This window comes from Vibrio sp. 1F279, assembly GCF_041439815.1.
In the GTDB taxonomy this organism is placed as follows: domain Bacteria; phylum Pseudomonadota; class Gammaproteobacteria; order Enterobacterales; family Vibrionaceae; genus Vibrio; species Vibrio tasmaniensis_A.
The window spans coordinates 1-22,091 of the sequence record NZ_JBGOOU010000049.1; the positions used below are offsets into that span (position 1 = coordinate 1).

The 22,091-nt window shown below is 42.3% G+C and carries 15 protein-coding genes and 5 tRNA genes; 8 read left to right on the forward strand and 12 right to left on the reverse strand.

Annotated features, from left to right (window positions below; genetic code table 11):
- Positions 1-53 precede the first annotated feature (53 nt).
- The 5 genes from ACED60_RS23095 to ACED60_RS23115 all read left to right on the forward strand — a co-directional run bounded on the left by ACED60_RS23095 (position 54) and on the right by ACED60_RS23115 (position 7,480).
- Positions 54-269: a hypothetical protein gene (locus ACED60_RS23095; RefSeq protein ID WP_371728552.1), complete on the forward strand. Its 216-nt coding sequence runs from the start codon at positions 54-56 to the stop codon at positions 267-269.
- A 193-nt stretch (positions 270-462) separates the two neighbouring features.
- Positions 463-2,940: an AAA family ATPase gene (locus tag ACED60_RS23100; protein WP_017099224.1), complete on the forward strand. Its 2,478-nt coding sequence runs from the start codon at positions 463-465 to the stop codon at positions 2,938-2,940.
- Positions 2,941-2,953: 13 nt separating this feature from the next.
- Positions 2,954-4,789 (forward strand): DUF2357 domain-containing protein, encoded by a 1,836-nt coding sequence (locus ACED60_RS23105; RefSeq protein WP_102535229.1) that lies wholly within the window; start codon positions 2,954-2,956, stop codon positions 4,787-4,789.
- 600 nt (positions 4,790-5,389) lie between these two features.
- The gene (locus tag ACED60_RS23110) at positions 5,390-7,087 is read left to right on the forward strand and encodes a hypothetical protein (protein ID WP_371728553.1); all 1,698 of its coding nucleotides are present in this window, start codon (positions 5,390-5,392) and stop codon (positions 7,085-7,087) included.
- 141 nt (positions 7,088-7,228) lie between these two features.
- Positions 7,229-7,480: a DUF6482 family protein gene (locus ACED60_RS23115; RefSeq protein ID WP_017103429.1), complete on the forward strand. Its 252-nt coding sequence runs from the start codon at positions 7,229-7,231 to the stop codon at positions 7,478-7,480.
- A 91-nt stretch (positions 7,481-7,571) separates the two neighbouring features.
- Here ACED60_RS23115 and ACED60_RS23120 read toward each other — a convergent pair whose 3' ends face one another.
- The 11 genes from ACED60_RS23120 to ACED60_RS23170 all read right to left on the reverse strand — a co-directional run bounded on the left by ACED60_RS23120 (position 7,572) and on the right by ACED60_RS23170 (position 17,375).
- A complete protein-coding gene (locus ACED60_RS23120; RefSeq protein WP_371728554.1) occupies positions 7,572-8,813 on the reverse strand; it encodes an NADH:ubiquinone reductase (Na(+)-transporting) subunit B in 1,242 nt (413 codons plus the stop codon).
- A gap of 198 nt (positions 8,814-9,011) precedes the next feature.
- The gene (locus tag ACED60_RS23125) at positions 9,012-9,998 is read right to left on the reverse strand and encodes an SPOR domain-containing protein (RefSeq protein ID WP_371728555.1); all 987 of its coding nucleotides are present in this window, start codon (positions 9,996-9,998) and stop codon (positions 9,012-9,014) included.
- A gap of 188 nt (positions 9,999-10,186) precedes the next feature.
- A complete protein-coding gene (locus ACED60_RS23130; protein WP_004735541.1) occupies positions 10,187-11,125 on the reverse strand; it encodes an ABC transporter permease in 939 nt (312 codons plus the stop codon).
- Between the two features lie 2 nt (positions 11,126-11,127).
- A complete protein-coding gene (locus tag ACED60_RS23135) occupies positions 11,128-12,105 on the reverse strand; it encodes an ABC transporter permease (protein ID WP_009848074.1) in 978 nt (325 codons plus the stop codon).
- A gap of 181 nt (positions 12,106-12,286) precedes the next feature.
- Positions 12,287-13,840 (reverse strand): ABC transporter substrate-binding protein, encoded by a 1,554-nt coding sequence (locus ACED60_RS23140; RefSeq protein WP_371728556.1) that lies wholly within the window; start codon positions 13,838-13,840, stop codon positions 12,287-12,289.
- Between the two features lie 94 nt (positions 13,841-13,934).
- Entirely contained in the window at positions 13,935-15,662 is a 1,728-nt protein-coding gene (locus tag ACED60_RS23145; protein ID WP_009848076.1) for an ABC transporter ATP-binding protein, read from the reverse strand.
- 1,104 nt (positions 15,663-16,766) lie between these two features.
- A tRNA-Pro gene (locus ACED60_RS23150) sits at positions 16,767-16,843 on the reverse strand.
- 55 nt (positions 16,844-16,898) lie between these two features.
- Positions 16,899-16,974, reverse strand: a tRNA-His gene (locus ACED60_RS23155).
- Positions 16,975-17,019: 45 nt separating this feature from the next.
- A tRNA-Pro gene (locus ACED60_RS23160) sits at positions 17,020-17,096 on the reverse strand.
- 77 nt (positions 17,097-17,173) lie between these two features.
- Positions 17,174-17,249: transfer RNA gene (locus ACED60_RS23165), tRNA-His, on the reverse strand.
- A gap of 49 nt (positions 17,250-17,298) precedes the next feature.
- A tRNA-Arg gene (locus tag ACED60_RS23170) sits at positions 17,299-17,375 on the reverse strand.
- A 296-nt stretch (positions 17,376-17,671) separates the two neighbouring features.
- Between ACED60_RS23170 and ACED60_RS23175 the strand changes: the two genes are divergently transcribed.
- Positions 17,672-18,085, forward strand: coding sequence for a cytochrome c5 family protein (locus ACED60_RS23175; protein WP_371728557.1), 414 nt, complete (start codon positions 17,672-17,674; stop codon positions 18,083-18,085).
- 95 nt (positions 18,086-18,180) lie between these two features.
- Here ACED60_RS23175 and rep read toward each other — a convergent pair whose 3' ends face one another.
- Positions 18,181-20,199: a DNA helicase Rep gene (gene rep / locus ACED60_RS23180; protein WP_017077816.1), complete on the reverse strand. Its 2,019-nt coding sequence runs from the start codon at positions 20,197-20,199 to the stop codon at positions 18,181-18,183.
- 180 nt (positions 20,200-20,379) lie between these two features.
- Here rep and ACED60_RS23185 point away from each other — a divergent pair, with 180 nt between their 5' ends.
- A complete protein-coding gene (locus tag ACED60_RS23185; protein ID WP_198137852.1) occupies positions 20,380-20,961 on the forward strand; it encodes a TetR/AcrR family transcriptional regulator in 582 nt (193 codons plus the stop codon).
- Between the two features lie 18 nt (positions 20,962-20,979).
- On the forward strand, positions 20,980-22,086 hold the full coding sequence (locus ACED60_RS23190) for an efflux RND transporter periplasmic adaptor subunit (RefSeq protein WP_371728558.1): 1,107 nt from the start codon (positions 20,980-20,982) through the stop codon (positions 22,084-22,086).
- The last annotated feature ends 5 nt before the right edge of the window (positions 22,087-22,091 follow it).

A 22,091-nucleotide genomic window follows, 5' to 3' on the forward strand; every position in this document is an offset into this window, starting at 1 on the left:
TAGCATGATCTTCTCATTGCAAAAAATCAAGCTCCTTCAATGATCACGGGTATATGTTTGCCAAAATGGCAGGTGAACTTGAATACGACTTAGGAAATCCCTTCAATAATGGTCGAAATGAATTATTCGACAGCGCATCAACACCTGAAAGCAAGTTGAACTGGACCTCAATAATGAATGGCAGTTCGAGCCCAGTCGATGGTCTTAGCACACAAGATGAACTTCGATTAGGGGCTTTTAAACAACGCGTAATTTCAGCCTTTTTATAAAAATATAAAACTGAACGTGAGTAAGCTACCTAGAGCTAAACAATTATAGTGATGCACTACACTTACACGCATAAAATCAATTATTATGAGGCCTCTTTAGTGTAATATTATCTGCAATCTATAGTTCTTAATTTATTTCATACAAATGCTAGAAGTGTACGTGTAGTGCTTCGAGATTTGATGAGGACAGAAAATGCAGCAAGTAATAACTGAGAAGTTAATTGTAGTTAAATCATCAGCTCTTAACGAAAACCAAGGGTTTGTAATCCCAGTTTTAGCCGAACAAGAAGATGGTTCTTATCGTCGCTTAAGCCGTGATGAATACCCTAGTGATATCTTGATTACAAAAGGTTTTCCTGCGATTACTGAGCAGTATGAAGCCGGTGAGCTCTTTGTGCTATCGAATCACTATCTGGACGAAACTAAAGAAGGTTTAAAGTACCGAGCATACTTCAATGATGTGGAGAAGCTCCCTCAAAATACATTCTTACCAGTTTTAATTACAGAGCTTCCCGACAAACAAGCTGGGCTATTGCCTCTAGATGTTGTTCCACCGTCGCAACCATTTTTTATCTTAGATAATCAATGCATGTACGGCCCTTTATCTAGCACTCAAACTGATGATAAGCGATACATGGTTGAACCGTTTGTTCATCCATTATTAAGCTTTGGTAAAGGGTACCTAGGAAAGTTCAACTACTCAGAGGTTCTAGATACTGTTGTTGATGTTTTTGTTAATGGCGTTGAGAAAAAATTCATTACCTCCTTTAAGGCTATATCTAAGTATAAACCAGGCAACTCAGGCATTGACTACTTGTCTGATGACCAACTTATTCGCGTTGTTAATGCTCAAGGCTTTGGGAAAAAATCAAAAGTTCTAGCCAAGAAAGAAGCTGAAAGGTTACAGCAGTTTATTGCTGACAGTGAGAAAGAAAATCAAATAATAAAACAAGATGAACGTGTTGAACGTTTAAAAAAGTTATTAGATAAATACTTGGTGGAAGCTGATTTTGGTTACTCTCTGATAAAAGAGTACCTTGGCTCGTCGGCAGGCCAGCGCTTTCTGCAAACTTACGTAGAAGAGAACAAGTTATCTTTGCTACAAGAGCATTTAGAGAAGGTTAAAGAAGAAGCTGATGAAAAAGAACAAGAGATAAAACTGAAACTTCAAAAACTATCAGATACATTTTTGCAAAAAGAGACTCAATTACATGATTTCGAATTGAAGATTGAGTTAAAAAAGAAAGAAGTAGAAGAAGATATAGCAAAAATAGAAGCTGAAAAAGAAGAGACCATAAAAAAACGCCTTGAAGAACAACAACATGAGCTTTCTAAGGAAATAGAATCTGCCAAGTTAGATCTTTCTAACATTGTGAATGATATAGAGAATCAATCTAAAGAATTAGGTATCTTCAACGAAACAGTTCAGCTGAATAAAAGAAAGTCGTATCTAGAAGAGCATAATAAAATGCTTGAGTCTGCAGCGAATGGCTTTGTTAATACTTTACAAACTACAAGTAACCAAGATTTAGCTAAAAAAATTGGGGAGATGGAGGCCATTAATAAAGTTTTAAGTGGACAATCATATCTTGAGACTACCTCTTTAGAAGCTAAACCTATTGTATTTGCCAAAAGCCAGCCAGAAAATGCCGAGGACCTAATTGATAGCTTATGTCATGAATTTTCAGAAGATGGCGGAAGAGCTTTTTCTCAAGAAGAAATGACAAACTTATTAGTTTCGGTAAATCAGTCTTTCTTAACTGTGTTGAGTGGCCCTCCAGGAACGGGGAAGACATCAACTGCAACGCGTTTAGCAGAAGCGTTACACCTAGGCAGCTCTCAAGGTGATAAGAATTTTTTATTTGTTCCAGTTGGCCGAGGTTGGGTGTCAAGCCGAGATACGTTAGGTTTTTACAACTCACTAAAAGGTGTATATCAAGAATCAAGGACGGGACTTTATAATTTCCTACAGCGAGATGGTAATCAAGCAAACAAGCTCATTCTGCTTGATGAAGCGAACCTCTCTTCAATGGAACATTATTGGTCTGACTTTATAGGTCATTGTGACAGTGATTATGGTTCAAGACCTATAGATACAGGCATTCCTAAAGAAGACCTAAGGTTTCTTAAGTTGGATGAGTCTGTCAGATTCATCGCAACAATAAACAATGATGCAACAACGGAACGTTTGTCACCTCGTTTAATTGATAGAGCTCCAATTATCAATTTAGATCTGTCTAGTGAAATTGCACATAATATTGTAGGGAAGAAGCTTGATGGTGCAGTTCACTCAAGTTTGATGAAAAAGCTCTTTATCCCTGATGAAGCTGAGTTATCTAAAGCAAACTCTTTGGTATTGAAACAAGTTATTGAGCAATTGTCCGTACGAGATTCAAAACTAGGAAACCCAGTACATATAAGTAAACGTAAAGTAAATGCCATTACAAATTACTGTGCAGTTGTTGGTTCAATACTAGATTCTGAAGTTGCTTTAGATTTTGCTATAGAACAACATATACTTCCACACATTGAAGGCTACGGGTTAGGTTTCAAAAAGCGTTTAGGTAACCTTCAGACCATCCTTGGACGCTCATACCCTAGATCTACAGCTCAAATAGAGCGAATTCTGGCTAGTGGAAATGAATTTACAAGCTCCTTCTCTTATTTTTAATTGGTAACAGCAAATGAAGCTTGATATCAAAATTCAAAGTGGAGAAAGGTACGGCCATCAGTTCTCTTTATCTGCAATTACTTCATCTTCAGCACCAGAGCAATGGGTGAAAGAAAATGAAGTGATTGAGTTGTCGTTTTCTGTACCCAACCATTATACCGACGCAGAACTTATTCTTTATGACCATAAAATTGATGTCAGTTCAATCACACATGATGATGGTGAGAGCAACTGTTGTTTTAAGTGGTTACCCCAAAAAAAGTGGGGAGGAAAACAGGATTGTCTTTTCTTCAATTATTTTGGGGTGGCTGAACTTACAATAAAGCTACTAAATCAAGATGGTAGCCAGCACTATGTTAATTTTCAGCCAATTGAAGTTTTAGCATCGAAAGCGAATGCAAAAAATGTAGAGTTAATGTTGTCATACTTGGCTAGTTTGGATGATGACGAGTTACATTCTTTGTTTCAAACCACAAAGTACAATGCAGGATTTAAGGAGGGTAGTAGCTCCCCGATCAGTAATTTGGAACGATTGGAGTATAGCTTTAAATTACTAGTCTCATTAATTCCGAACGTATTAAGAAAACCAATATCCAAGCTCCTTCCAGAGCAAAAGGTTATTCAGCCTAATGATAATCATGATTTTAATGATGAGTCATTAGGTTGGTTGATGTCTAATCTATCTGTTTTAGATGAGTGTGATGATATCCATCAGTCACATTTACGCTTTGAAAATCGAATGTATAGAGCGGGTGCTCTTCAAATTTCAGAGCTCAAAGAAAGTGCTGATGTTTATGAAAATAGAGTTATTCATGGTTTTGTGAATTTATTGATAGTTGAAATTTCCAATCAATTAAACTCATATGAAAGCATAGATGAAGGTCAAACAGCTGTTACTTCTCCCCCCAAAGGGTATGTGTCGTTTTTTGAACAAGTAAAAAAATTCAAAAAACGCCTTTTGAGCGAACAAGTAACCAGATGTGAAAACCTTTTAAATTCAGCAACTAACCTTAAGTTTCACTTAGATACTCATTTAAGCGTAAGTCATGCATTAACACAAAGGCCGATGTTGACATCTAAAGCGGCATCAGACCTCTCTTATCGAACTATTTTTATAGAATTTATTAACTGGTATGAGAAAAGCAAGCCAGATTGGTCTATATATGAGAATTTATTTGCGATAAAAAGTATCCCTATTTTGTTTGAATCTTATTGTTATTATCGAGTCGCAGAAACGCTCAACAGTATTCTTCTTACGAATGATAGAGTAAATAGTTACTGGCAAGATAAATATGGCAATGAGATCTCGCTTCTTAGAGAACCAGTTTATTGGATGCCTTTCAATAGAAATGTTTCGGATAGTCGATTCATTAACTCAGAAGGTTTAACTGTTACTAGAACAGAGGTAAGAGCCAGATCACATACGCATAAATACTCACATAGGTGTCCTGATATAGTCATTGAGGTCAAGCAACCTAATGGAGAGTTCAAGTTAGCAGTGCTTGATGCTAAATATACAACCGAGCTAATTGCATCAGAGAAAAGACTTCCTGAATGTACTATGAAATACGTGCACGGTATTCACCAAAGAGAAACTGGAAAGACAGTGGTCGACTCTATGACGATCTTATTTCCAGAACAATCTTCTCCGTTTAATAGCTTTCATGTCAAAGAGCACGATCTTTTGAGTTTGAACCCTATAACTCCGTCTTTACAATGTTTGGGATTAGAACTATCAGATACACCTAAAGACAAGCTAACATTGATATTATCCAAGCTCCTTGAGTCACTACTCCCACATAATGATAAGAGCTTAGAGTCACCTTCGATGCTAGAAAAAACTTTTTAAGCTGGAAGTAAATTAGTAACACCTTTGCACACTAACTGATACAAACAGTATGACGAGGTTTAACTTCTCTTATAGATCTTTCAAGAGATTTAGGATTTGAACCAAACATTAAGTGTCGATGGTAGCTCATAAATGACGAGCATGTAAGCTTGAGTAATGATGATACGCTACAACTGACTATCGAACTATTTCGCGTTAGCTACGTCTATTTAGCTTTAGTAAAAGAGAGCTTAGATAAAACTAGTTTTCAGGAAACCGATACCATCAAAGCTCAAGTTTTAGGAAAAATAACATAAGCATGTTGTTTTTCTGGAAAAGGCTAGCAAGCCTTATCATACAACCCTTTCCAGATTTACTGCTGAAACCACCTGTGTTGGTAGTTTGTTACCATGCGATAAACCACTGTAAGTCAAAGAAATATTATACAAAAGCCGACCTATGTCGGCTTTTTTTGTTTTTTACCGTATGGTCGGGATGTTTATTAACCGAACAGCATTTTACATACTTAACTTGGAATCAAGATCAAACTACAATCGCGCGCTATAAAATTACACGCATAAAAAAAACAATTAGCTCTAATACATGAAGGATGTACGAGTAATGAAAAAAGTGAGTATTCTCGCAGCAGCGATTGCAGTGGCTTTAACAGGTTGTGGTAGCGACAGTTCTAATTCAGGTGTCACAACACCGACAGGACCATCCACAACAACCAACAAGTTTATCGATGCCGCTGTTGAAGGTATCTACTACAGCACTAGCTCTGGTTCAAAGGGCATCACAAACAGCGAAGGCGAATTTACCGCTAAGTCTGACGACACGGTGACCTTCTTCATTGGTGGTGAAAATGGCTTGAAAGTAGGGGCAGCATCAAACCGTGATGTACTGACACCATTTGAAGCAGCGGGCAAATACGACCGAGCTCTAAATTTAGCAATTCTACTTCAGTCTTTAGATAACCAATCTGGCAGCGCTTCTGATGAAGTACTGACAATTCCAGATGCGCTGCGCGAACCTGATGCAGCGACGTTAGCGAAGATGAAAAGCCTAAGTCTAGATGACCGTGATTCTGTTACAGACTTCCTGACAGCGATGGGAGTCACTTCAATTACTAGTGAATCTGAAGCATTGGCTCATATGGAGAAAGCATTCGGAGAAAAATCAGGGACTGTTCGCGGCAGCACTGATGCCAATCCATTTGTAGCGAAAAATGGGCAATTCATTCGCTCAATCATGGTGAGACAGTATGATATTAACGATCCAAACAACCGCCCTAACGACAAGACAATGTTAGTTCACGCTGACAAAATGCTCCCTAAAGCTGTGTTTGAACATACACGTGGCACGCCTTACTTCACTTATCAAGATTCAGCCAATGGTCTTATTGCTGTAAGTGACAGCGACTCTTTATTGTCATACGCAGACGCTGAAGAGTATATCAACTGTGTATTGACAGGAAGTTCTGCAGGCTGCAATCAAACAGCTCACCCAGACTTCACTCTAAACGCTCCGTTTTCTTACCTTCTGCTTGATAAAAGCAAAGAAAATACCACACCTAAGCCAGGACGTTACGATGAGGTACCTTTCATTGAAGGGAATCAACAAATCCTCAACCACTACACGCCAAATAAACTGGAAGATGATCGAGATGAAGGCGATGCAGACCCTTCATACCAATATGAAACCCTTTCTGGTAGCTATGACCCAATTACAAAAATATACACACAAATTCGTTCAAAAACTGAGTTAAACGACCCATCAAACGAATCTAGTGGAAAGAATCGCATCGAAGAAAGTTTGAATTTCTACTATCACGTAGAAACACCTAGCGACGAAAGGTACGTAGACTTTACTGGCTCTTGGGATACCACTCAGATTTGCGCTGATGGACAAAATGCTGTCATGAGAATGGTATTTGATTCTGAGGGCGCTACCGTATCAGGGAAAGAGTGCAATGCAAACTCACCGGCAGATCTTGAAGACTCAGGCAAGAAGTATACCTATGAAGAGCTTGCTGCAATTGACTATTGGTGGTTTAACATTTCGGGACGTGAATCAAAAGCAACCCTGACAGATTTAAACTCAGTTGTGCGCTTCTGTGATGATACTGACAATGATTATATTCCTGGTTCAGGAGATAAATGTCCTGTTGATGCAAATGGTAATAACCAAGAATACATCATTAAATGGGAATACCAACCTGCTGGTACTAACTGGGATGAAGGGTTGCTAACTCGCCGTAAAATGACTCCAGACGGATCAACAACAGGCCGTGTGAGCATCATGCAAAAAATCAACTAACCTTTGAGTTAATTTGATTACTTATTAATAAACCAGAAGCTGAGCTTCTGGTTTTTTCATTTTTAACACACATGAACCTTCAAACAACCATCAACGTAGATACAGAAACAAAGAACTATCGAGAACAACATGGAGTTTGTTATGAATCTACTCATTGAATCATTTGAAGGCGGGATCTACTTGGCTTACCAAATCATTGGCGAGCAAAAGCAATTAATCAAAGACGACCACCAGCACCCAATGAAGTTTTTGAGTGTTAACCAAGCCCGCGACCACTTCAGTGATCAAGGCGTATCGTCAGCAATGCTGATACACAACAGTGCATACGATGAGATGTGCGGTGAGCATTGTGGTAACACCCAACCATTCGAAATTGATTTGAAGTGGAGTTAAATCAACTTCAAATCAATCGCAATAAAAATTGAAAGGCTTGCAGCGATGCAAGCCTTTCTTATGGGAATCGCTTTCCCTATCTGCACTGAAATCAGCGCAATGTTCGTTTCTGCCTGCGTTTGATGTTTTGCTCTTTCACTACAAAGTCGAACAGCGGAGCAAAAAGGTTAGCAAACAAGATCGCCAACATGATGCCCTCTGGATAAGCAGGGTTGAGCACTCGAATACCGACCGTCATCACACCGATCAGAATCCCGTAAGCCCACTTACTCTGATTAGTAAACGCGGCAGAAACTGGGTCGGTTGCCATAAAGAAAGTGCCAAAGGCAACACCGCCCAATACAAAGTGCCAGTAGAACGGCATCGAGAACATCGAGTTGGTATCAGAGCCAATCCAGTTCATCAAACTCGAAGTCACGACGAGACCGATAATCACACCGGCAACAATGCGCCAAGAGGCGATCTTCATGACAATCAGAATCAGCCCCGTCAACATGATAAGCAATGAAGAAACCTCGCCCATCGAACCCGGAATATTACCGATAAAGGCGTCCATCCAAGTGATCGCCTCGCCAGTCATGTTATTGATGAGTGACGCGCCACCACCTTCATACCATTGGCTTAAAGGTGTTGCACCAGAATAACCATCGGCTGCCACCCATACTAAACCTCCCGACATGTTGGCAGGATAGGCAAAGTAGAGAAAGGCTCGACCAGCAAGCGCTGGATTAAGGAAATTTCGCCCTGTGCCACCAAACAGCTCTTTCGCGACAACGATACCAAAGGTGATACCTAGCGCTGCTTGCCATAACGGGATAGTCGGTGGAAGAATTAAGGCAAAGAGAACCGAGCTAACAAAAAATCCTTCGTTGACCTCATGCTTACGTACAACGGCAAACAGCACCTCCCAGAAACCACCGACGACGAAAACTGTCGCGTAAACGGGTAAGAAGTAGAGAGCCCCGAGCAGCATTTGACTTCCCCAGCTACTTACTATCAATGACTGTGCATCACCAAATGCCCATGACAAGCGCCAACTACTCTCAATAACCGAGGTAAGTTCGTTAAGTTGATAACTGGATGTAAGTGCCGAGACACTCTGGTGCCCGACGTTATACATGCCCCAGAACATGGCAGGGAAAGTCGCCAGCCACACCAGAATCATAATTCGCTTGAGATCGATACTATCTCGAACATGGGTCAAGCCTCGGTTTACGTTGCCGGGCGTATAAAAGATGGTGGCAAACGCCTCATAGACAGGGTAAAGCTTTTCGTATTTACCTCCGGCTTCAAAAAGCGGGGCTACGTCTTCTAATCGTTTCTTCAAACTCATAATCTCAATCACCTTATTGCTTGAGTTATGGTTTTCTACGCACCAACTGCTCTATTTGAACAATTTTTAGCTATTTTTAATCAAATTTGTATTGAAAATCCGAGTATCCGGAAATCGACCTGATATTGAAAAGAAAGGCGTATAAACAACAAAGCCCCAGCAATGGCTGAGGCTTATTTGGTATTACGCACGTCTTCGTTATTTCACACACATCACATTAAGTAGTGAGGAGCCTTTAAGCTGGTTTACGTTACCGTTAGTAAACAGGCCTTTTTTGTCTGCGCCCCAATAAGGCAGGTGCATTGGCCAATTCTGATTTTCCATGACCTTCGACCCTAAGAGACTTTGCCACTGCTTTTCACTCAACAGCGTCATATTAATCTTATCACATACTAATTCGGCACTGTCGTAATCGAGTCGGCTCCAAGGTTTACCTTGCTCCATATAAAACTGTTGTTCATCACCTAAAAGATAAGGAATCGCATATTTACTACCCGCAACACTCGCTGTCATGCGTATTTCAATGTTCAGATCATTGTCTGAATTTGCACCATGACTAGGGAAAGCTTGAATGGCAGCAGCACTCGCGACTGCAGCTTTTTGAGCAGCTGCTATCGGCTTCGGCGCTGGTTTCGCTGCTACTTTAGCCTTAACTGGGGCTTGATGCTTAACCGTTTTTGGCTCTGCCGTTTTTGACTTCATTGCTTTGGTCACGACCGGTTGTGAAGAAGAGGTCTTCGATTTATCAACCATACGAATAAAGGCTTCGCCATAGCCAGAAACCTTACGTACCTGAGCTAAGTCTTTTCTCGCATCAGAGAAAGTAGAATAAGGACCAATTAGGCAGCGATAGTCTCCACCTTCGGGCTTCATCCATACGTTAGTTGAAATCTTCTCATACAATGGCTTTGCTTTGCTCAGTGACAAAGGCTTATTCAACAAACCACATTGAACCCAAAACAGCTCATTATCTGAATGATGTTTAGGTGCTTTACTGCCCCAAACACCTTTACCAATCGGACATGATTGTTCTAGCTGTGGTAACTGATTGGTGCTTGCCTGAGTCGCATCGCATAGAACCGATTCGGCATTAACTTGGCTTGATACCAACAGGGATGTAGCAATAAGCCCCATACGATAATTTCTAACCACAGCACGACATACAACATTCATTGTCAACTTCATAACCACCACTTAAACCCTCTAGGGGTTAATTATTACCGAACAAATGTCGATAAAACATGAATTCCATTTTAAGTACTATTGACTCTATCAATGGTACTAAGTTCCAAATTCATTAAGCAAAAAAAGAGCCGTAATTGCTTACGACTCTTAGTTTAGTGATTTTTTTTACTAAAAATCAAACTGAACTATCACCCTTTATAGATTTTCGGGTTAAACACGTCACGTAACCAGTCGCCTAGTAGGTTGATAACTAGAACCAATGTCACCAAAAGCACACCTGGGAATGCAGTGATCCACCATGCTCCTGAGAAGATGTAGTTAAAACCAGTACTAATCAGAGCACCCAGTGAGGGTTGGTCGACTGGAAGGCCTAAACCTAGGAAAGAAAGTGCCGCTTCTGACATGATGGCATTTGCCACCTGTACTGTAGAGATAACCAAAATCGGTGATAAACAGTTAGGCAGAATATGACGGAACATGATACGAGGTGCTCTAAAGCCCATCACACGTGCCGCTTCTACGTACTCTTTCTTCTTCTCTGCTAATACTGATGCACGAATAGTACGTGCATACTGCGGCCATTCTGCGATACCAATGATCACCACCAGCATCACCACAGCGTATTGTGCATAGAAATCACTACCGAAACTTGCCTTAAAGATGGCCGAGACAATGATCGCAACCATCATGGTTGAGAACGAAAGCTGAACATCAGCGAAGCGCATCAAGAAGCTATCAATACGGCCACCGAAGTAACCTGCAGACAAGCCAATGATAATACCAAGCGTCAGTTGTAGACCTACCGCTAAGAAACCAATGGTCAGTGATAAACGAGAACCGTAAAGCATAGTCGATAAAATATCACGGCCTTGCTCATCCGTTCCTAGCAAGAAGCGTTCTTCGCCGTCTTCCATCCATGATGGTGGAAGTTCTGAGTCCATGATATCAATCGATGTCACGTCGTACGGGTCTGTTGGCGCTAGGATAGGTGCAGCTAGAGCCATCACCAAGAAGATTGAGAAAATGGCGAAGCTCACCATTGCCACTTTGTCGCGTAAGAAGTAATACACAATGTCAGATTGCTTAAAACGTTCCCAGCGAGACGGCACTGTCGATGTCTGTTCCATGATTATGCTCCTTTCCCTGTGATGTTAACGGTTGGGTTGATAACACCGTAAAGCAAATCAACAATTGTGTTAGTCACGACGAAAATAAGACCAACAAAAATAACGTATGCGGTAATCAGCGGAGTATCCACTCGGTTAATCGCTTCTAAGAATAAGAAACCTGTACCTGGCCACTGGAAAACCGTCTCAGTAAGAATGGTGTATGCCACCATCGTACCAATCTGAACACCACCAACGGTAAGTACCGGTAGCATGGTGTTTTTCAATGCATGTTGGTAATAGATTTTGTTTAGCGCTAGGCCTTTCGCTTTACCAAACTTAATGTATTCAGAACTTAGAACTTCTAGCATTTCAGAACGAACTAGACGAATAAACAGCGGCAGCATGATAGATGCCAGAGCAATACTCGGCAGAACTAAGTGTGCAAGGCCATCTAGCGTTAAGAAGCCAGACTCCCAACCAAACCAGTTGGCCGTATCACCACGTCCAAATGACGGCAGCCAACCGAGCTCAATAGAGAACACATACATCAGCATGATTGCAGTTAAGAAAACAGGAACCGAGATACCGACACTACTGCCTGCCATAATCAATTTGGTAAAAAAGCTTTTTGGGTGAATAGCAGAGTAAACGCCGAGTGGGATCGACATACAAACAATAATTAAAGAAGCACCAAATACCAGCTCCAGAGTCGCCACTAGTTTATCTAGAATCACATCAACTGCAGGTCGCTTAAAGAAGTATGAAGTACCAAGATCACCCTGTAGAGCTGCGCCTACAAAGCGAGAGTATTTTGTAACGAAGGGATCATTTAAGCCGAGTTCATCGCGTAGCGCTTGACGCTCCGCCTCTGAAACAGATTGACCGACTAACTCACGTAACGGGTCGCCCAGGTTATCCTGAATGGCAAACGCCACCAAACTGATCACAAACATCACTATCAGTGCCTGAAACAGGCGCTTGACCAGAAACGTAACCATTCCTTGCCCCTTATCTATCCATGACTATCTAATCGAAATCCGCGACTAGACAACAAAAAAATTCAGTCTTAAAAAAGGTATTTAGCCAGACTGAAGGAAGACCAAATACCGAAACTTAAATCTATATCTTAATAATATTGAGAGCCTGAAAGCTTCAGGCTCTCGATTCTAGCAAGCTAGATTATTTTACAACTAGGTCGCCGAAGTAAGGCATAACCATTGGGTTTACTACGTCTGCTGCACCTACGTTAGATTTCGCGCCCCACGCTTCACTCTGCCAGTGTAGAGGAACGAAGACTGCATCGTTGTAAAGTGTTGCTTCAACGCCTTTCAGCATCTTAGAACGCTTAACTGGGTCAGTTTCAGTGTTAGAAGCTTCTACAATCGCATCCATTTCTGGGTTTGAGTAGCCAGAACAGTTGTATTGACCACGGCCAGTCTCTTCGTTGCGAGTCATTGTTAAGAACTCGTTGAAGTTAGCTGAATCTTCAGTATCTGAGTGCCAGCCGATCATCATCATGTCTGCTGAACATAGGTCAAATTCTGGCCAGTACTGTGCTTTAGGCATTGTCTTAAGATCAACTTTGATACCAATCTTAGACAGCATTGCCGCAGACGCTTGCGCTACTTTCGCATCGTTCACGTAACGGTTGTTAGGCGCTGCCATAGTTAGTGTAAAGCCATCTTCGTAGCCCGCTTCTTTCATCAGCTCTTTCGCTTTTTTCAGATCGTAACGAGGAACTAGATCTTCGTTGTGACCCGCGTAGCCTGTTGGGCTCTGCTGACCAGCAGCGGTCGCGAAACCTTTCATGATTTTCTTAACAATACCTTCATTGTTAATCGCATGAACGATTGCTTGACGAACGCGCACATCTTTCAGTGCTTCGTTGCTGTTTTGGTTCATTTGGAACGTAATGATACGAGTACCAGGTAGCGTTACTAGATCGATGTTCTTAGCTTTTTTAACACGCTTGTGATCGTTTGACGCAACAGGGTGAATCATATCAACGTCGCCAGAAAGAAGTGCTGCTACACGCGTTGCATCTTCTTTGATTGGCACAAGTGTTAGCTTGTCTACGTTACCTTCAGTTTCTGTGTCCCAGTAATCGTTGAAACGCTCGAACGTTACTTTAACGCCTTGCTCACGCTGCGTTACGATAAATGGACCAGTACCAGAAACGTTAGTCGAAGCAAACGAGTTACCGTGCTTAACTAGCTCAGATTTGTCATTACCTTCCGCTGTTTGACCAGAGTAGAACTTGCTGTCCATTGGGAAGATGTAGGTTGCTGTTTGTAGTACTAGTGGGTAAGCCGCTTTTGATACTAGCTCAACTGTGTAGTCATCCACTTTTACCATTTTTTCGTATGGCGTGAAGATAGACTTAAAGTCTGGAGAAGCTTGTAGACGTTCAAAAGTCCACACAACATCATCAGCAGTCAGTTCGTTACCAGAGTGGAATTTCACGCCTTTACGTAAGTTAAAGCGGAAAGTCGTTTCATCAACACGCTCCCAGCTAGATGCTAGGCGGCCTTCAAAATCCATCTCTTGAGTGAAACGTACTAGAGGGTCAAACACCATGTGAGACATTTGCAGTGTGCCACCAGACAGCTGCTCGTGCGGGTCAAGTGATACCGGGTCAGCTGCGTAGCCAACGGTAATATCTGCTGCTGCTGCACTAAAGCTTAGGCCAGCTGCCATTAAAGCTACTGCTAATTTGCTTTTCATGGTTTTCATTGCATAACTCCTTCATGCGGGAATCCAGATCCCTAGTTGTTGTATTTGCGTCTGTTTATTGTTTTTAGCAAGCTAAACTCCAGCCTGCTGATTTTTATACCGCGGCTTGTGCCACTGCTTTTTCTTCTCTTAAACCTGTAAATTCAGGCATTAAAGAAATTAGGTGTTTGCTGTATTCATGCTGAGGCGATTGGAATAGCTGCTCAGTTGGCGCTACTTCCAATAGTTCTCCCATTTGCATCACACCAACACGATCACACATTTGGCGAATAACCGGTAAATCGTGACTGATGAACAGCATGGTTAGGTTGAGCTCGTCTTGTAAATCTTTTAATAGGTTAAGGATCTGAGCCTGAACCGACACATCCAGCGCCGAGGTAGGTTCATCACAAATCAAAAGACGTGGACGAGTTGCCAAGGCGCGAGCGATAGAAATACGCTGACGTTGGCCACCTGAGAATTCGTGTGGGTATTTAACCCCAGCCATCTTGCCTAAACCAACGTGCTCTAGCAGGTCGTTAACGATCTGACGAGTTTCATTCTCGTTACGCGTAAGTTTATGGAATCGGATCGGCTCAGCAATGATGTCGAATATCTTCATTCGAGGGTTCATTGATGTATAAGGGTTTTGGAAAACCATCTGCATTTGACGACGCATTGGGCGACGTTCTTTTTCAGATTTAAGTCCCGTAAGATCAACGCCTTCAAACGTTACCTTGCCTGAGTTAGGTGCGTACAAACCAGCAATCACACGAGCAATCGTTGATTTACCCGAACCAGATTCACCAACAAGACCAAAAGTTTCACCTTCATGTACTTCAAAGCTCACGTTATTTGACGCCTGAACGTACTCACGACGACTCTCAAAGAAAGAATCCTTGGTAGTAAAGCGTAAGTTTACATTTTCAACATTCAACAGTGGACCAGTGTAATCACGGTGATCTTGGCTTTGACCCAACCAATGGTTTTTCACATCAAGTGGTTCCATCTCATGTGCTTCTTCGATGTAGCTCACAAGAGGGAAACGATCAAGTTTACGATCTGAACGCGGAACCGCGGAGATAAGACTGTGCGTGTAAGGGTGTTCAGGAGTACCAAGGACTTTCGCCGTCGGACCAAACTCAACCAAATCACCACGATACATAACGGCTACGCGATCGGTAACATTAGATACCACACCCATATCGTGTGTGACCAACATACAACCTACATTCTTCTTAATACATAGGTCGCGAATCAAACCCAAGATCTGATCTTGAATAGAAACATCCAGTGCGGTTGTTGGTTCATCGGCGATGATTAGGTCAGGTTCACCTGCCAGTGCGATCGCGATAACAACACGCTGACGCATACCGCCAGAGAATTGGTGTGGGTACTGCTTTAAACGGTTTTCTGGTTGCGGAATACCAACTTGGTTCATCAAATCTAATGAGCGCTGGTAGGCTTCTTGATCCGAAACCTTCATGTTGGCATGAATCGTCTCTTTTAACTGCTGTTCTACTGTGAATAGAGGGTTAAGAGAAGTCATTGGATCTTGGAAGATAAAACCAATCTTTGAGCCGCGAACAGAACGCATCTGTTCAGGAGATAAGCCTGAAACTTTTTCACCGTCCAGAAATACCTCGCCGCTAGCAATGCGACCAGGAGGGCTCAGCAAATCGATCACAGCATTACCTACTGTTGATTTGCCTGCACCAGACTCGCCTACAACGCCAACAATTTCACCACGTTCAATGTTGAACGAAAGTGATTTCACTGCGGCGTGAACTCCATGACGAGATGGGTATTCGATACGAAGATTTTTTACTTCTAAAAGTGACATTACCAGACCTCTACTGCTTTGGCAGCTTTCTGCCCTGTCTGCAAAATTGAATCCATTCTTACCAGAATATTGTTCTGATATTTTATACGGTTGACAATTTGGCAAATAATTCACAGAAAAGCAACAAAAATAGGATAAAAAGTCGACATTAAACGCTTAGCAAGTAAAAATACCACATAAGTATTCACTCGAAGAGCATATAGTAATGAAAATCAGCATTATATTTCCAATAATAAATACTCACAAACCCCTTACTACTGCGTACTTGTAGAGTTAAACATATCATTCAAAGCACATATCCCCACCAGTCACCAAGATCAAATAATTATTCCAAAAAACAATTAACACTATAGAAACAAACGCTAACTTTACCAATTTAAGCAAACAAAACAACCAGACAAAACCAACCTAGCCACACATTCAACCATATGAATTATTTTGATAAATACAAACAAGAAAAACGAAAGACTCAATAAATCAAAGGATTTTTTAAACAACAAGATTCGAAGAAATCTGTCAAATACAGGCCTTAGAGAACATATTTAACGTCAAATTTCACTTTTCATAAAAATCCTTAGACCAAACCTATTAATTTGTCGAATGATTGGTGGTTAGTTTTATATAAAATTAGATATCGATCTGCACATTTGATAAAGCAAATCGCTCCGTATAAGCACCATAATGAAGATAAAGGGTAAGAGCCTGCCTTGTTATATGGAGGGGGAGATTTACGGAGGTGACATCAGGCAAGATGTCGAAGCGGTTGAAGTCCCAGCATTCAAAATTGAGGATTACTGAAACGAGAGATGTAAAAAAGCCCCGTCATTTCTGACGCGGACAGCTAGTTGAGGCTTCTTAAGTGATAGGTGAAGAGACATTCTTTGAACATCAGGCGAACCCCACTTGGGTTCTAATCTAGTGATCTACAGATGAAAAAAAGCTCATCATTTCTGATGAGCTTTCTTAAAGGTGGTCGGTGAAGAGGGGTTTGACGCGGCAGGGCTCCCTGCGGACTGGCGATCCAGCCCACGGCCCTCTTGGCACCAAATTATCTAAATTCCAGACGTAAAAAAGCCCCGTCATTTCTGACGAGGCTTCTTAAGGTGGTCGGTGAAGAGGGATTCGAACCCCCGACCCTCTGGTCCCAAACCAGATGCGCTACCAAGCTGCGCTATTCACCGAGACGTTTCGTTTGATTTCTCAAACTGGGAACTTCAAAGAAGCTACCAAAATTAATGGGGTGGCTAACGAGATTCGAACTCGCGACCACCGGAATCACAATCCAGGGCTCTACCAACTGAGCTATAGCCACCACTAATTTTTTATATAACCGCTTAACAAGCGATTATTGAAATAGTGGTCGGTGAAGAGGGATTCGAACCCCCGACCCTCTGGTCCCAAACCAGATGCGCTACCAAGCTGCGCTATTCACCGACTAATTTTGTATCGACTCTTGGGAATAATGAATCAACACTGGAAGCCGAAGCTACCGATATTTTGTAAAGAAAGAATGGGGTGGCTAACGAGATTCGAACTCGCGACCACCGGAATCACAATCCAGGGCTCTACCAACTGAGCTATAGCCACCATTATTTCTTTTTTGCCAATTTCTCACTTACCGAAGTAAGAGACCGGATGGCGCGCCTGAAAGGATTCGAACCTTCGGCCTTTGGCTCCGGAGGCCAACGCTCTATCCAGCTGAGCTACAGGCGCATGCCCTGTCGGCGGAGTGGAATAATACGTATATCACCCAATGCCGTCTAGTACTTTTTTAACTTTTTTTTCTGTTTGGTCTCTTTTTCGACAGTTAATATGTGATAAACCCCTTATTTGAGTACTACAACCCGCCACAGCTTATAAGTTGTTGTTTATTGCAACAACTTATCGGGATATAATCACCCATTATTTACATTGGTTTAACAGTTGCTCTTTGCTGGTGAAGCCAAAACACCCTCCAACACTATAAATTGGTAAGCACGTACTTACCTTGGGAATGTAAAGTGAGTTTAATGGATATGTCTCGTCGAATTTTAAGCGTTGTCATCGCAGTTTTAACCTTTTCAACTGGCGCAATGGCTTCAGGCCTTAGCGAAGCAGAGCAAGATGCAATTGCTGAACGCATCAAACCAGTTGGTCAAGTTTACCTAGTCGGCAGCGAAACAGTAGTCGCAGAACCAACAGGCCCTCGTGATGGCGCAACAGTTTACGGTACCTTTTGTATCGCTTGTCACGCATCTGGCGTAAGTGGCGCACCTAAAACAGGTGATGCTGGTGATTGGGGGCCTCGTATTGCTCAAGGTCGCGATATCCTAGCTAACCACGCAATCAACGGCTTTAATGCAATGCCAGCGAAAGGTTCATGTATGGACTGTTCAGACGACGAAATCAAAGATGCTATCGAGCACATGATTGCTGGTCTGTAATTTACCGATCTGTAATTAAAAATACCCAATTCAAAAAAGGTGACCCTATGGTCACCTTTTTATTTATCTCTATTTAATGCTTTCAGAACCAGACGCTACTTTTTGTTGAACATCGCACGAATATTAGCAATGTGTGCCTGTCCTTTTTCCATTCTTTCTTCAGCGGATTGTGGTTTCTTAACGCTTTCCCACTCCACATCCTCATGCGGCAACTCGTCAAGGAAGCGGCTTTGTGTTGGCTTAATCAATTCACCATACTGACGACGTTCTCGACACTTAGTAAAAGTCAGCTCTTTCTGCGCTCGCGTAATCCCTACATACATAAGACGACGCTCTTCTTCTACATTACCTTCATCAACACTGGTTTGGTGTGGCAAGATGCCCTCTTCAGCCCCCATCAAGAATACATACGGAAACTCTAGGCCTTTCGAAGCGTGCAATGTCATTAGTTGAACTTGGTCTGCATCGTCATTATCTTCCCCGCGCTCCATCATATCGCGTAAAGTTAAACGTTGAACAACCTCTCGTAGCGTCTTCTCTTCTTTATCATAGTTGTCACCTTCGAGGTCGGCCACAATCCAGCTATAGAGATCAGACACGTTCTTCATTCGCATTTCAGCGGCTTTGGGGCTTGGAGAGGTTTCGTAGAGCCAGTCTTCGTAATTAATGTCACGAACCAAAGAGCGAACCGCCTCAACTGTATTACCACGCTCTGCATTATCCGAGATACGAACAATCCAATCGCTGAAACGACGCAGGTTTTCCAAACCCCGGCCCGTCAGCGTTTGCTCTAAGCCCATTTCGAAGCTGGCTTCAAACAGGCTTTTACCGCGCATGTTGGCGTAGCTGCCTAATTTTTCAAGCGTAACTGGGCCGATCTCACGACGTGGTGTGTTTACAATACGCAAAAAGGCGTTGTCATCATCAGGATTCACCAACACACGTAGGTAAGCCATGATGTCTTTAATTTCTGCTCTGGCGAAAAAGGATGTACCGCCTGAGATTTTGTAAGGCACACGGTTCTGCATCAAGGCTTTTTCAATCAAGCGAGATTGGTGGTTACCGCGGTAAAGCACTGCGTAATCTTTGTATTCTGTGCGATTCAAAAACTTGTGGGCGATGATCTCACCGGTAATACGCTCTGCTTCATGCTCTTCATTCTTAGCATTTAATACCTTGAGCTTTTCACCATCTGGGATCTCAGAGAACAGTGACTTCTCATAGACGTGCGGATTGTTGGCGATCAAGATGTTCGCTGCTCGCAAAATTCGACTGGTCGAGCGGTAGTTTTGCTCTAGTTTGATCAAGCGTAGGTTCGGGTAATCCTCACCTAACAAAACCAAGTTTTGTGGTTTTGCGCCACGCCATGAGTAAATAGATTGGTCATCATCACCTACGACCGTCAAACGACCACGTTCACCCACCAGTAAACGAACCAACTCATATTGGCTAGTGTTGGTATCTTGATATTCATCGACCAGCAAATAACGAATACGAGACTGCCAGCGTTCACGCACTTCTTGATTGGTTTTCAGTAGCAATACTGGCATCGCAATCAGATCATCAAAATCGAGTGCGTTATAGGCCTTCATCTGCTTCTGATACATCTCAAAACAGAATGCAAACAACTGTTCTTGTTCGCCTTGAGCTCTTGCTTTCGCCTGATCTGGCGTCAGCATGTCATTCTTCCAATTTGAGATGGTACTCATCAAAGAACGCAGCAGATCCTTATCACCATCGATCTGTGTTTCGGTTAGTTCTTTAAGTAGAGCTAACTGGTCTTGGTCATCAAATAACGAGAAGCCTGCTTTCAGACCCAGCGCTTTGTATTCTCGGCGAATGATAGTTAAACCCATGGTATGGAACGTTGAAACGATCAGACCTTTAGATTCACCTTTACCCAGAGTTTGACCCACACGCTCTTTCATCTCGCGTGCCGCTTTATTGGTAAAGGTTACCGCTGCAATATTACGAGCCTTGTAGCCACACTCTTGAACCAAGTAAGCAATCTTGTTGGTGATAACACGTGTTTTACCCGATCCAGCGCCCGCTAATACTAAGCAGGGACCAGAAACATACTTCACGGCTTCATCTTGTCTTGGGTTCAGTCTCATTTGATTCTCAATTTGGTCTAGAGGGGCGAATTCAATTGCGCGCCTATAATAATGCTGCAACACCACGAATGCTACGTTCTCTTATACAAGATTTTTACGCGACTTGTGTAAAACTTTGTTGCACATGTGTATGGTTCTTGGGCTATAATGAATGAACGTTCATTCACTGGTGATGGAATAATGACAACTCATGCACCTCAGGATAAACGCCAACAAATACTTTCTGCCGCTGAAAAGCTCATTGCGGAGGTCGGTTTTCAAGGCCTTTCAATGCAAAAATTAGCCAAAGAGGCGGGAGTTGCTGCAGGCACTATCTACCGCTACTTCGATGATAAAGACCACTTGATAGATGATGTTCGAGTGCTCGTGACTCAACGAGTAGCAGATGCTGTTCAAGAAGGGGTTGATGATTCGGATCCAATTAAGCAACGCTACCGTACTATGTGGTTGAACATATGGAACTTAGCGGGAACGAACTTAGCCGCGATAAAAAATCGGGTTCAATATGACTCACTGCCCATCACAAATAGCCTAAACTTCAGGGAACTAGAACGTAAAATGTTTGCCCAAGTTGAGCTGCTATTTAATGAGGGTAAAGAGCAAGGACTGTTTAAACCACTTGATAATGAAGTATTAAGCGGCTTGAGCTTAGCGGCTAGTGTATCTCTAGCGCGAAAGCATTCTTTAGGATTTTACCAACTCGACGAGGCAGAACTAGAATCTGCAATAGAAGCCAGTTGGGATGCAATAATTAAACACTAGATCGGAGTTTTGACCATAATGAAAAAGTGGACTTTCTTCATGTTACTCATCGCTGTACTTCTTTTCGGCAGCGTTATTGGGTTCAACATGTTCAAACAACAAAAAATTGCTGAGTATATGGCCAACCGCCCTGAACCAGAGTTTCCAGTAACGGTTACTGAAGCTCAGCCGATCGACTGGGTTCCAGTAATTGAAGCTATCGGCTTCATCGAACCTAACCAAGGTGTCACGCTAGCGAATGAAACCAGCGGTGTTATTGACCAAATCTCTTTTGGTTCTGGTACTGATGTTAAAAATGACCAACTTCTTGTTCGTCTTGATTCTGGCGTAGAAAAGGCAAATCTAAAGAGTTCTGAAGCTCGCCTGCCTGCGGCAAAAGCAAAATACAAACGCTACCAAGGCCTGTATAAGAAAGGTTCTATTTCAAAAGAAGCATACGATGAAGCAGAAGCAAACTACTACTCTCTATCTGCTGATATTGAAAGCCTAAAAGCATCTATCGAACGCCGTGAAATTCGTGCTCCTTTCGATGGCAAAGTGGGTATTCGTAACGTGTACCTAGGTCAATACCTGCAATCAGGTACAGATATCGTTCGTTTAGAAGATACCAGCGTGATGCGCCTACGCTTTACTGTATCTCAAACAGATATCTCTCGTATCAATGTTGGTCAGGCTATCGACATCTTTGTTGATGCTTACCCAGAGAAACCGTTTGAAGGCTCTATCAGTGCTATTGAACCCGCAGTAAGTATCCAAAGTGGTCTTATTCAAGTTCAAGCAGACATTCCAAACAATGATGGCAAGCTTCGTAGCGGCATGTTTGCGCGTGCTAACATCATTCTGCCTAAGCTAGAGAACCAAGTAACGTTGCCTCAAACAGCGATTACTTTCACTCTATATGGTGACAATGTTTACATCCTGACGGAAGAAGACGGCGTTCAACGTGTTGCTCAACATGTTGTAAAAGTAGGTGAGCGTACCGCTGAGATTGCACACATCCTTGAAGGCGTTAAAGCCGGCGATACGGTTGTAACTTCTGGCCAAGTACGTCTAAGTAACGGTGCCAAAGTTAAGGTTGTTGAAAGTGATGCAATCACTCCACCATCTGAAACACCTAAGCTGTAACTGGA